Source organism: Metabacillus sp. Hm71, from assembly GCF_051842955.2.
Lineage (GTDB): Bacteria > Bacillota > Bacilli > Bacillales > Bacillaceae > Metabacillus.
On the sequence record NZ_CM200278.1, the window covers coordinates 3,212,920 to 3,225,301 of the forward strand.

Consider the following 12,382-nt stretch of genomic DNA (forward strand, 5'->3'; position numbering starts at 1 on the left):
CGGCATTTTATTTGTAATGATATCCTATCTTGATAAAAGTACCATGCATTTATAAACTAAGTCTAATTCTTACTATTTAATATAGTTATCCTGTATTGTAAAAAAATAAGACTTTACTTCTAAGAAAGTAAAGTCACATTGTTAAATTACTTATTCACAAATCCTAAAAATGAGTATAACACTATTTACGAATTTGCCATATAAAACTTTCTTATACTCCAAAGTGGATTTTAATATTCTACTTCTACTTCTAACTATCCATATTCGCAAGTTCATCTCGGTCAGTTGCTTTTGGTGGTTGTTCCATCCACCCATGGTCAATCATAATGTTAGCAGCGTCCTCTACATATAGTTCAATATCCATTAGAAACTGCATATACATTTTACCAATATCACGCCTTCCATTAAGTGATATTGCATTTGCATAAGATCTAATTCTCATGGAAAACATTTCTATTTTATGCCATAACATTAATTTTCCCGAAAAAGGAGAAGAAGTTGAAGTACTTACTAGGTCGTCAAATAATGGATAAGATGGTAAGTTATTTTTATGTAATTGTTGTGCAAAAGCCTCTATATGTTTATTAGTAATTTCCTTTCCTCTTAACAAAAACTTTTGAATTTTCTCAGTTGAAGCTACCTGACTAAAACCAGTTAATAAACCCCTACTTGTCACATTATTTTCAATATTATCATAAAAATGTGCAATTTCTAATGCATGAAGAGATCTAATATCTCCAAAAACCCCATTTAAATAATTTTGTTTTCTAATAAAATCAACTTTTTCTGGTGTTGGAATTTGAGGTGGTTTTATATAAAATCCTTTTCCCTTTAATAAAGCATCTACTTCAGTTATTAATTTTATTGTAGAGTTTAAGGTATTGATAAAAAATTCTCTTATATCTTCTCTTGTCATTATCGGTATTGCAATTGAATAAATACTCATCCCTGCTTTACTCGTATATTTCAAGTAGTGGAGATAAAATTCATCTAAAAAGAGCCTTGGGGCATCTAAGTTCACATCTTTATCTGTAAACCCAATCGGTATTGGAAAGTTGTCTTTAATAAATATTTCTTTAATATTTTCCAAAAGCGTCTCGCTTAAATTCAGGGCGTTTTCTACAACCTTTTTGATATCTTGGTCATCGATATGTTGAAGATAATAACTAAGAACACATTTTGACGCAGCATTCCCCATATAAGTTGCCCAAAGCTTTCCCATTTCAACAGAAGTTAATCTAATATGACTGTTATTACTTTCCATTGCACATCCTCCAATATCGTATACATCAAGAAATAATATGCCCATTATTGGAAAATATATAAGAGCCCATTTATTGAAAAAATCAAACTGAAATGGTTGCATCAACTTACTTACAAAATCATATTCGATAAGAAGTTGTTATGTTTGAGGCAGTAAACACATTAAGATTTAACAACTCTCTATATCTCATTTTATCCTAGATTGTTGATTCTTGTGAAAAATAAATATATTGGACTATTTCGTGTATATTGCGTCATCACGCATATGAAATTTGAATTATTTTCGGTGAAAAAAATTTAAATTAAGTTAATATTTTAAGTAAGAGCAAATGAGTCGTTTGCCATAGCGGTGCTAGATTGTAAGGATGTGTAGGAATGATGGATCTTCATAAAATTGAAGAAATGGCCCAAATTTTAGTTAAGGTTGAAGAACAAATAAAAGAAACAATAGAATCACTTCATTTAATAAATAAAAGTATAGATAAATATGACAAATATACATTTTTAAATGTATCCTAAATGGACTACAACTAAAACCACAAAAATCTCCTCTTATATTCCCCATCACAAAATACCACATGAATACTTTACAACATAATAAGAGATTAACGGCACAAAAAAGAATCTTCAAACGAAGATTCCTTTTTGCTTCTTATTCAATTAAGCGCTCATTTGTGGAAGAACTAACTTTTAGCTAAACATCTTAATCTCTATTTTTATCCTATGTGAAAAGATATGTTTAATGTTGTCTCTCTATATCCTCACACCAATGTCGTACACCTTTATTGAACAAATTGGTCTTGTTGACCTTGTTGTTGCATGTTCATTTGGTTTTGTTGTTGGCCAAACTGTTGTTGACCTTGTTGTTGCATATTCATTTGGTTTTGTTGTGAACCTTGACCTTGTTGTTGCCCTCCAGTCATTTGTTGCAAATGCTGTTGTGCTTGGTTTACAGCTTGATTCATCTGAGTCAATGCTCGATTCGTTTGAACATATTGAGAAGCCTGATTCAAAATTTGAACAGCCTGATGTATAGCTTGTTGTAATTGTTGGTCAGCTTGTTGTTGTTGTTGTTGGTAAGATTGAGAACTAATTGTGTTAATTTGTTGTAAAAGTTGATTTAGTTGTGGAGCTTGTTGTTGTCCTTGTTCCTCATTTAGTTGTAAGCTTGCGGTTCCACTTGTTCCTGATTTGGTTGTTGTACTCGATTTAATTCAGATTGAAGTTGATTGATTTGACTTTTCAAAGCTCCAAATACACTTGTTTCTTCTGCATCAGCTACTACTCTAGCCAATTTTTCAGCATTCTCTTTTGTATTTTTGTCCAATATAAACTCCTCCTCGTTGAATGATAAATAATAAAAAAACATTTTTATTTTCACCTACCTCATTAAATTATGTGAAGCTCTTTCGGAAACTTTAAATAATTAGCTAAGCAATACCACCTTATAGGAACTATTTAAAAGGTCTTGAAAGCATTAATTTGACTCTGACACTTTAGGACTTTGCAAATCAAAAATATAGAAGTTACAAGGGGATTTTATTCAACCCCATAATATAAGAAGCTTTTACAACTTTGAGATTGAGAACATAAAAAATAACTAGGGAAAAATGGAACTTTATTATTGTTATTGTCGAAATTAAAAGATATGAGAAAAACCGCCTTAGTTTTGGATGGCGTTTTCTCAGAATGGATATTTTAACTATTAACTTGTATTCATAAGTTTATTCATATTGGAACCAATTCTTACTTTTCTCTTTTTCCATTTTTTATATTTCGAAATCGCTTATAACTTCTATAATAATTAAGGTCAAGGTATTTCTAATTGATTCCTCCCAATAAATCGGTGATATAAGTGTAGATGCTGTCGTAGATGCTGCGTATATTACATTATTGCCTTAATAGAGAAGTATGGACCAAAAGATATTGAAATGATAAAAGCTTTAATTGAAAGTGGTACACCTTTAAAGATGTTGCGGAAAAGTGGGATGTGTCTCGTACTACAATTTATCGTTATTTAGAAATGAAGAAACCCAGCTAATCTTTATATTAAAAGTAGCTAGTTTTTAAAGTTGGATGTCAAAATAACACTTAAAATAAGCGCAAAATATTTCCAAAAATGACACCTCAAATGTTTTCTCCCTTTTACAAATAACTTCGGGTGTTTGCTTATTCGATCTTCACTCATTATTTCAGATACGGTACCTAAATGGTAACCTTTTTTCTCGATATCAACGATCAGTTTTCTAGACCTTCTGCAACGGGCTTTGTGTGATGCATTAAAATCATCGAACCACTCCTAACTTGAGTTACGACTCGACTAACCATTTCGGATGTTGATGACTTTTTCCAATCAATTGTATCAACTGTCCAAAGAATTGTTTTCATCTCGAGCTGGTGAGCTAAATTTACTGTCTCTTGATTAAAACTCCCACTAGGAGGTAAGAGGTTCCTATGCATTAAAATAAGGCAGCCAACTAGTTTGGACTGCCCTTTTTTTAAAAAATAAGGAATGCCTAAAGCTATAAAATCACTCTTTTGGGAAAGAGATGTATCAATAGGTAAGAGTTCCATGATTCTGCATTTTTACTTTATAAGTACAGTTAGGCTTGTACTGGTGCAAAGTACTTAAATATGGCAATATCAACAGACTAACTTATTTGATTCCAAATCCTATCTAGATTTAAGGGGACATGTATTTTATTCCCGTGTATTTCTCTATGTATGATTGGGGTTTCAAAGTATTGATCCAATTTTTCCATTTCCTTTTTTAACCTTGCTCTCCGATTTTTCCCTATCAAATTTTCAAAGTTTTCTTTAGAAGTTTTCATAAGTCCTTTCTCCTTTATCTCTTAATAAAAAATACATTTTTTAATATATCCAATATGAATTTTATTATAGTGTAAACTTTTAAATACATGATTAGACGAATTTGACATGCGAAGCATTAGCAAAATATACATCTTTATACAAACTTTATCTGTACTTAGATGTACTATAAATTAACATTTTGATAAATAAAAAACCCCCTTGGAAAAGGGAGTCGTAGATAGACGAGATTTTTTGATTAATTTTTATTTCTTGTGTTTCATATGCCTATACAGTATTTGGCAAAACGTTACATTTGGTTATTATGAGACAGAAAGTTTAAGATTTGACTTCAGCATAAGCTCTACACTCTTGAGCACAATGCAAACACATTAGACCGCATCTCTGTGATAATTCATCTAGGATGTTGCAGGCAATTATTCCCACAATCCTTACATACTACGTACATAAGAAGCCCCGGTCCAGCGACATACGCCTTTTCTCTTTGTCTTCCTTACCCCAATTTGCAACGGTTATAACTTTAACAAAGAGAGAATATCATGTAGTGGAAAGGAGATGAAGCAAATATGACTGAAGAAAGAAATATGCATCACAACCAATACGATCACATAAAACCTTTACATGATAAGTGCAAAAAATATATGCACTTCCACGTCATTTTAAAATTATCAGATGGAAGTACCGTTGATGGAATTATTGAAGATGTAACAAATGATGGTGTATCGGTGTTAGTTGGTGAGGATGGAATGCAACGAGAAGAAGATTCCGACGTTTTATCCGCCGGTTTCTTCCATTTGCAGCGTTAACTGCACTAGCTCTGTTTCCTTACTATTATCCACCTTATTATCCGTACTACCCTTACTATTACTAAAAATACAAAAATCCTCTTTTTTAAAAGGGGGTTTTTACCGGTACTAGCTATTGGCCATTTTTGAAGTAATAATTAATACAATATTCAAAAAAGAAAATGGTCCTTAGCCCGATTTTCGGACTAAGGTTTTTATATACCTTCTTTATGTGAGTTCCTCTGAAAGGCTTTTAATTCTTTTTAGTACTTTTTCAAGCTTCTTTTTGCCAAGATTATTCTTTTTCATTTTATTTTCTAATTTTTCGATCTCTAAAAATATTTTACTATCTATTGAGATAGTCACTTCATGGTTTGGAAATTGTTTTTCTGTCTTTTGATTTAAATTCTTTTCAATTTCTTTTAAACGAAACCGATCCATATGATTTACTTCAACTGCAATTAGAAGTTCTTTATCTGTATTCACAGCCTTTACATCTGAAATCTCTTCTTCTTTTATTACTTTTTCTTTTGCTTGGTTAGCAATAGATTGATCAATTGACTTGCTTATTATCGTTATTGAAAAAGGGATCTTCAAATGTAGATCCCTTTATACTGCTTATTTAATTAATGCACTTTATATTCAATATTTAGAAGTACATTACTCGTCTTTTCTATCTTCATCACCTATATCTCCTGGATCTTCTATTGGATCTTCTGGATCTGGCTCTCCATTTTCTTCATCATTTTTAAACATGTTATCATTTTCATCAACGCCAGGAATGTTTTCTTCACCTTCGATTATATTATCGGCGTTGTTATCATTATTATTTGCTCCATTGCCATTATTTGCACCATTTTCGTCAGCACCATTGTTTGCTCCATTGCCATTGTTTGCTCCATTTTCATCAGCACCATTGTTATCATCTGGCGGTGCCGGATCTGGATTTAAATCACATCCTACTGAAACCATTGCAGCTAATAAAATACTTGTAATCATGAGAAACCATTTTTTATTCATGGTCATTCCCCTTTCTTAATTTATGTATGACCTTTTAGATCTTTACTTATCGTCCCCCATATCGATGAAATTATGAGTAACTTTTCCAAGAAAAATAAAGATACCTCTCAATTAATATCAGGAGGTATCTCTAAAAGGAAACAATCATGAACTTTTGGTTCTCATGCTCATTAATTAGTTTGTTCTTATCTAGAGAAAATATACTGATTGTTTATAATTAATTGACGACTACAAAGTTTTTATACTCTATACAAATCTAGTTAACATAATTGCAATGATAAGAAGTAAGCCAAAGAGCAAAACCTTATGTATCAAGGGTTTTGCCTTTCTTCGTTTTATGCATGATTTTATATATCGTTGATTTATCAACGTTTTTGGCATCTGCATAATAAAGTGGGGTTTTATGCAATTTCTTTTTTCACTAAGCACCTGTTAGCTGAAGAAGGATTTAAAGTCAAATCCACTTTTCCATAAATATTAATTCATCTTTTTTAAAACCTTGTTTTTCATAAAATCCTTGTACCTTCTCATTACTCGGCTCAATCAAAAGGTTAATTTTTTCACATCCACTTTATTTAAACCTAAATTCTAGTTCCTTGATTATTTGATCACCAATCATTCTTCCTTGATATTCAGAGTCAACTGCTAAATGGTTTATCCACCCTCTTCTTCCGTCATAACTCCCCATTACTACACCGATAATTTGAGTATCCTCTTCAAGTACAAAAAATAACTCTGGATCTCTTTTTAATTTCTCCTTCATTCCTTCATAGGTATCTGATCGGGATAGAATTAATTTTGCTCGTTTCCATAAATCCATCACCGAATCAAAATCTTTTAAAGTAAATTCTCGAAAAATCATAGATTATCTCCCTTTAACGATGTATAAAAATACTTTTAATTATATATTTATACAATACAAGGTTTTTAAATAATCTTCAACAAACCTGCACCGTTACTTAAATAAGAAAAAGCTGCCACAATGACAGCCTTGATCTTCTAGTGCGATTTGAATCCGCAATGTTTATTAAGTTGTTTAATTGATAAATTTTCTTCACGTTCTACATTGAAAACATCTATCGCTTCTGGTGTATCGGTCAGTGTTAATCAAATTAAGTTGAAAGGGGGCGAATGTGCTTGTTCAAAAGTTACTACTTCTATTGTTAATTTGTGTTGACGATTATTTCCACTAAGCCTTTTTATGTCAGTAATTCTTTCACACATAAATAATTTATTATCAGTATTTTTCTAAAATGAATGGTAGATACCTAACCATCAAAGTTTCTTCCAATAGTTTCTCTCTTGTAAGTTCATTTTGTGAAAAGACTTTAGTTGTTGTTAAAAACAAAAATGTAAATGTAATACTTATTAATAAAATAAAAGGTCTTCTCATGGATATCACCATCTGCTGTTTTCTTACGGAATATCTTTCCCATTATCTATACCCTTTATTAAACTATCCTGCACCGTAGGCTTTTAACTGCTTATTCAATTAAAGCGCACTTCGAAGACTCGATTTCAAGATAATCTTAAAAGACAATAATAATGGTCTTCTACTATTGCCCAGTTAGTGAAATATGGTTTAAACTTCTTCCTTATATATTTCTGATTTTATTGGCTTTAAATTCAAAGGTATTATAAACTCCTGAAGGTTTTCTATATGATTAAAAAAATCATCTATATCCTCATAATCCATTGACCATTCTAATACCTCTAATCTTCTTAACTCATCTGTTGGTTTAAATAAAAATTCACAGTGAAGTTGTTCCATATGAGAATACTCGTCTTCTTTATAAAAAGTAAACTGACGTACAAAATCAAAATGAAATAGTTCCTCTCCAGTAAAATCATAAACACCACATTCAAATAGAATTTCTTTATCTTCTTCTCCCTCAACTGGTTCTTTACAAAAATCCTTATATGTTTCCCAAACTTTTTTTATATCATCAGCATCTTCACCAATTTTATCTTTAAGGTAACTTTCAGCATTTTTAACCGTAATCATAACGACACTTCCGATTTTATTATGTAGGTATTTTTATACTCCGTTAGCATTCCTGTAGAGAGTTAATTATTGACTTTGATAAAAAAAGAGCTCCTCAGTAAGATTGAATATAGACACCACTCTAAACTCAAATCTTAAGGAGGAAGCTCTACTATGAAGTATAAAATGCAAGACAAACAAAATCAACTAATTGAAAGAATCTCAGACCGTCATCTCGTTGTCGGAGTTGATATTGCACAACAAGTCCATGTAGCTCGAGCTGTAAATTATCGTGGTATTGTGGTTGGTAATCCTCTCTCTTTCGAAAATAATGAAATGGGCTTTACTAGGTTACTAGAATGGATCAATGGATTAAAAGCGGTAAAAAATTTTGATAAAGCAATAGTTGGTATGGAGCCTACCGGACATTACTGGATTAACCTATCGAAATGGCTATACGAACAAAACATTGATGTCGTAACGGTTAATCCTCACCTTGTAAAAAAGAATAAGGAAAACCGAGATAACACTCAATCCAAAAGTGATAAAAAAGACGCTCTCGTCATTGCTGATATGGTGAAGAATGGCTACTACACCTTCATTCGTCCCACTTCAGAGCCTTTCGAAAAACTTTGAGTATTAATGGCTAACCGCGACGTGATTGTTAAACGGCTCGTCAGTTCCATCAACCAAATAAATCGTTGGGTAGATGTTGTCTTCCCTGAACTTCGACAGGTATTTAAAGACGTCAAAGGCAAAGGGGCAATCGCAACTCTTCGCTTATTCCCTACACCTAGGGAACTACGTTCCATGGAAGCACAGGATATAGTTAAAGGGTGGAAAACACTGATGAAGCGACACGCTGGCTTTAAAAAAGCACAGTTACTAATAGAATTAGCCAAACATTCTGTAGGTAGTCACCAAGCACATGATGCTTATAAACTACACTTAGAACAGTTACTTGAAGAATTTGATCTCGCTACAGCCCAACTCGAAAGAGTCGAAAAAGAAGTTACTGACGTACTTAAACAAATTCCTTTCTCAAGGAAATTACTTGCCATTAAAGGAATTAGTGAAATTACATTAGCAGGCATTTTAGGAGAAGCAGGAGATTTAAGTGGTTTCGCCCATGGTAACTCTCTATTACGACATGGAGGATTACACTAGCAGAGGCTAGCTCGGGTAAATGGAAAGGACAAATCGTTCTCTCTAAACGTGGGAGATCCAGACTGCGGCGTTTCTTGTATTTAGCGACAATGAGTCTTGTCATGAACAATCCCGAGTTCAAGGAGCTTCACTCCAACAATGTTAAAGTGAAAAAAATGAAGAAAATGAAATCAATTATGAAACTGATTGGTAAGTTTGCAAGAATATTAGTAGGAATGGCCCGACGTAATGAATCTTATTGTCCTCAAAAAGTACAATCTTTAACACCATTAGCAGCATAACTGAACCTTTATAAATTAAATACCTATCAAATTAATATTTAGATTAGTATATTATCGAATGTTGCCTTATTCGTAGGATCTCAAAGAAAGCACGGAGTACTGGATGTGTTCAACCAAAGGGCACCGACCCGTTCCGTTAGCAAAACCGGCCTCCACCCCTTGGATAGGCATGACGAAGGAATGAGAGGGCTTAGACCCGTTGAGACATGGGAGGGATAGCCTCCAGGGGCGGCGTGGAGAATGCGTGCATCATATGGTAATAATTGGAGTTATTTCTACCTCCTCTATTTCCGCATGCCTTCATGAGCCAAAAGTATCAAAATTCATTCCATTCATCCGTTATTGTTCGATCAAGTGGTTTGAAATCCTGCGAATAAGTGAGCATTCGAGAGATAAATGTATCTAACTGAGGGAGTTCAACAATCAAGTAGTCAATCTACGAAAAATAGACCCATAAAGCAAAAGTTGGGGATGTATTGTTTTACAATAAGAAATGGCACAATTCTCACTTTAGAATTGAGCCCTTTTCTTGAATAATATATTTAACATAATCCTAATTATGAGCAATGAAAAAAGGACGTTCGACTAGAATATCTTTTATAACTTTTTTAGCTAATTAAGTTTTTATTTGTATTAACGAGCTTCTCACCTGCTCCATTCCTTAAGAAGGAAAAAGCAATCCTTCAATAGAAGCACCGTACCGTATAAGCTTTACAACACTTGTATTTGCAGAACCAAAATAGAATTCACTGGTGTAATGGGAGTTCCTGCTGCTGGAAATGTGCTGTTAGGGAGAAAAACTTTTCGTTAAACCAAAAACAACCTGTATTCAAAAATCTTTAATTAACGTTGAGGAATCATTCTCTTATACAATGAGAGTTCTTTATATGAAGATTTCTTTACAACACAATTTCTATATGCTAAGATTTGTTGAAACATAGGTGTGAAGAATACTCTACTTATGTTTATAGTTTAAGTTTGTTAGCCAATGGGAAAGATAATCACGATAACTTGGAATGGGAGGAATGTAGAATGGATGTTTCATTAACATCAGAGGAAGTCATTGCTCAGATCCAAAAGTTACAGAACGAAGGTAAATCTCTACGGAAAAAAGAGATAAAACAACTTTATCCCGATTTAATGCGGAGTGCTTTGTATTACTACCCAAGTTGGCAACATGCCCTAGAAGAAAGTAAAGTAGGTTAGATTACTAATCCAGATCTAATTATTAGAAAACATGAAAATATTTAACTAAAGGGCCATCCAATAAGGATGGTTTTTTATTTTGTACAAATCACTCATTTTAAATTATCTTAGTTACCCCCAATATTTAAGCAAACTTAAATATTATTTGTGATCCTCTTCTTTAATTATCCATTTGCTTTTCCAAAAATTATCTGTTATTCTGAATAAGAATTATTTTTGTTCGGTCTGTAAGGAAAGATAAGTATTTAAACTTTTCGCCTTTGATATCTATTGAGCAAGGATAGTATTAAACAGTGGGATATATTCCACACAGGAGGCAACAATATGCAACAAGGTACAGTAAAATGGTTTAACGCAGAAAAAGGTTTCGGATTTATCGAAGTTGAAGGCGGCAGCGATGTATTCGTTCATTTCTCAGCTATCCAAGGCGATGGGTTTAAATCTTTAGACGAAGGTCAAAAAGTGACTTTTGAAGTTGAGCAAGGTCAACGCGGACCACAAGCAACTAACGTAAACAAAGCATAATGAAGGAAGGGACTCTAATTAATTTTAGAGTTCTTTTTTATTTTAGACAATAAAAATCCCCCACTCAATAAAGAATGGGGGGAGGTAAACATGTAAAAAGGTATTAAAATGGTTAGGTAAAGCATAACACACTATTTGTAGAATACCTAATTAATTTAAAAATAAAGTGTAAAAAATAACTTTTAAACAAACTAACCTTCTTAATCTAATCTTATTCATCTTCAAACAACTGAACGAAACTTAATTGGTTTAAAATAAACTCTTCATCTTCCTTCTTTCTCAACATCAGCCATTATTAACCACAATTGATTCATTTATCATCTTGTAATTCATTTCCAACACTCCTCTTTATACCCTTTTTAGTAAACAGATAATAATGTACCCTGCTCGATCACATTTTTACCGTTACATGATATAAACGAAATAAGCATAATGATGAGACTAACAAATAACACTCACTTTTCCAAGGTGAGGGCTTTATGTTTTATTAAAAACTTAGAAATACACTTGATAACACGAACGTTTGTTCTTATAATATTTGTTAAAGGAGCGTGATTTTTTGATGTATAGTGACCTTGAAAGAAAAATTTTTCGGATTTATTTCAATACTGCAATTCATGGTAAAAGCCCTACACTTAAAGAATTAATGAGATGGACAGGAAAATCGGAAGCAGATGTAAAGTCTACGGTTATTACGCTAATTAAGAAGGGTCTTATTGTGAGGGACAAAGACAATAACTTGATTGCAAATAGGATTAAAGTCAAATAATTACAAAGAATTTACAAAGATTAACCTTTTATTAACAATTTCTTAAAACTAGTATTTTACTCTTATAACAAAAACCTATGAGGTGCAAGATGCATATCGGTGAAAGACTTAAAGCAATTAGATTAGCAAAAGGACTTACTCAAGCAGATGTTTCAGAAATGATTAACGTAGATAAAGGGCTCATTTCTAGAGCTGAAAGAAGCTCAAATGTTGGAAGTTTATTATTGAGAAAACTTTGTATAGTTTATAATGTTTCATCTTCTTATATATTGGAATTAGAAGACAATCAATTTGATTTGGAAACAAAATGGACTCGATTAATTAATTTAGCTAAGGGCAATAATTTATCTTATAATGATGTATTTGTTATTGTAAAGAATTTCATTAGAACAAATGAAGAAATAAAGCCAAAATAAAAAAACTGAAGATACATTCCACAAAATTGTTAGATGAGTATTTTAGAACTTCACAATAAATTTACTTTTATTTAACCGTTCCTTAATAGAAAATTAGAACTATAAGAAGAACTCCTTATTGAAAATAATACAAGGAG

At 32.2% G+C, this 12,382-nt stretch carries 14 protein-coding genes and 2 pseudogenes; 9 read left to right on the plus strand and 7 right to left on the minus strand.

What is annotated here, in order from left to right:
* Positions 1-250: 250 nt before the first annotated feature.
* Positions 251-1,264, minus strand: coding sequence for a DUF3231 family protein (locus ACSVDH_RS15640; protein WP_439251194.1), 1,014 nt, complete (start codon positions 1,262-1,264; stop codon positions 251-253).
* 374 nt (positions 1,265-1,638) lie between these two features.
* Here ACSVDH_RS15640 and ACSVDH_RS15645 point away from each other — a divergent pair, with 374 nt between their 5' ends.
* Positions 1,639-1,782 carry a DegQ family regulator gene (locus ACSVDH_RS15645; protein ID WP_439251195.1) on the plus strand — a complete coding sequence of 48 codons (144 nt, stop codon included), beginning with the start codon at positions 1,639-1,641 and terminating at the stop codon, positions 1,780-1,782.
* A 223-nt stretch (positions 1,783-2,005) separates the two neighbouring features.
* Positions 2,006-2,299: a hypothetical protein gene (locus ACSVDH_RS15650; protein ID WP_439251197.1), complete on the plus strand. Its 294-nt coding sequence runs from the start codon at positions 2,006-2,008 to the stop codon at positions 2,297-2,299.
* A 120-nt stretch (positions 2,300-2,419) separates the two neighbouring features.
* On the opposite strand, the gene ACSVDH_RS15655 is transcribed toward ACSVDH_RS15650, so the two are convergent.
* Positions 2,420-2,590 carry a hypothetical protein gene (locus ACSVDH_RS15655; RefSeq protein ID WP_439251198.1) on the minus strand — a complete coding sequence of 57 codons (171 nt, stop codon included), beginning with the start codon at positions 2,588-2,590 and terminating at the stop codon, positions 2,420-2,422.
* A 577-nt stretch (positions 2,591-3,167) separates the two neighbouring features.
* On the opposite strand from ACSVDH_RS15655, the pseudogene ACSVDH_RS15660 reads away from it, so the two are divergent.
* A pseudogene (locus ACSVDH_RS15660) lies at positions 3,168-3,304 on the plus strand (helix-turn-helix domain-containing protein); the annotation flags it as partial.
* A 610-nt stretch (positions 3,305-3,914) separates the two neighbouring features.
* Here the strand turns inward: ACSVDH_RS15660 and ACSVDH_RS15665 are convergent.
* Positions 3,915-4,094: a hypothetical protein gene (locus ACSVDH_RS15665; protein WP_439251199.1), complete on the minus strand. Its 180-nt coding sequence runs from the start codon at positions 4,092-4,094 to the stop codon at positions 3,915-3,917.
* 564 nt (positions 4,095-4,658) lie between these two features.
* On the opposite strand from ACSVDH_RS15665, the gene ACSVDH_RS15670 reads away from it, so the two are divergent.
* Positions 4,659-4,898: a hypothetical protein gene (locus ACSVDH_RS15670; RefSeq protein ID WP_439251200.1), complete on the plus strand. Its 240-nt coding sequence runs from the start codon at positions 4,659-4,661 to the stop codon at positions 4,896-4,898.
* A gap of 207 nt (positions 4,899-5,105) precedes the next feature.
* Here the strand turns inward: ACSVDH_RS15670 and ACSVDH_RS15675 are convergent, their stop codons facing one another.
* The 4 genes from ACSVDH_RS15675 to ACSVDH_RS15690 form a co-directional block, all read right to left on the minus strand.
* Positions 5,106-5,474: a YhcN/YlaJ family sporulation lipoprotein gene (locus ACSVDH_RS15675; protein ID WP_439251201.1), complete on the minus strand. Its 369-nt coding sequence runs from the start codon at positions 5,472-5,474 to the stop codon at positions 5,106-5,108.
* A gap of 63 nt (positions 5,475-5,537) precedes the next feature.
* The gene (locus tag ACSVDH_RS15680; RefSeq protein ID WP_439251203.1) at positions 5,538-5,897 is read right to left on the minus strand and encodes a hypothetical protein; all 360 of its coding nucleotides are present in this window, start codon (positions 5,895-5,897) and stop codon (positions 5,538-5,540) included.
* A 571-nt stretch (positions 5,898-6,468) separates the two neighbouring features.
* Entirely contained in the window at positions 6,469-6,759 is a 291-nt protein-coding gene (locus tag ACSVDH_RS15685; RefSeq protein WP_439251204.1) for a GNAT family N-acetyltransferase, read from the minus strand.
* 720 nt (positions 6,760-7,479) lie between these two features.
* Entirely contained in the window at positions 7,480-7,902 is a 423-nt protein-coding gene (locus tag ACSVDH_RS15690) for a hypothetical protein (protein ID WP_439251205.1), read from the minus strand.
* 153 nt (positions 7,903-8,055) lie between these two features.
* On the opposite strand from ACSVDH_RS15690, the pseudogene ACSVDH_RS15695 reads away from it, so the two are divergent.
* The 5 genes and pseudogenes from ACSVDH_RS15695 (at position 8,056) to ACSVDH_RS15715 (ending at position 12,245) form a co-directional block, all read left to right on the plus strand.
* Positions 8,056-9,329: pseudogene (locus ACSVDH_RS15695) on the plus strand (IS110 family RNA-guided transposase).
* A gap of 1,032 nt (positions 9,330-10,361) precedes the next feature.
* The gene (locus ACSVDH_RS15700; RefSeq protein ID WP_439251206.1) at positions 10,362-10,535 is read left to right on the plus strand and encodes a hypothetical protein; all 174 of its coding nucleotides are present in this window, start codon (positions 10,362-10,364) and stop codon (positions 10,533-10,535) included.
* Positions 10,536-10,859: 324 nt separating this feature from the next.
* Positions 10,860-11,060 (plus strand): cold-shock protein, encoded by a 201-nt coding sequence (locus ACSVDH_RS15705; protein ID WP_439251207.1) that lies wholly within the window; start codon positions 10,860-10,862, stop codon positions 11,058-11,060.
* 559 nt (positions 11,061-11,619) lie between these two features.
* Positions 11,620-11,829: a hypothetical protein gene (locus tag ACSVDH_RS15710; protein ID WP_439251208.1), complete on the plus strand. Its 210-nt coding sequence runs from the start codon at positions 11,620-11,622 to the stop codon at positions 11,827-11,829.
* A gap of 89 nt (positions 11,830-11,918) precedes the next feature.
* Positions 11,919-12,245 carry a helix-turn-helix domain-containing protein gene (locus ACSVDH_RS15715; protein WP_439251209.1) on the plus strand — a complete coding sequence of 109 codons (327 nt, stop codon included), beginning with the start codon at positions 11,919-11,921 and terminating at the stop codon, positions 12,243-12,245.
* The last annotated feature ends 137 nt before the right edge of the window (positions 12,246-12,382 follow it).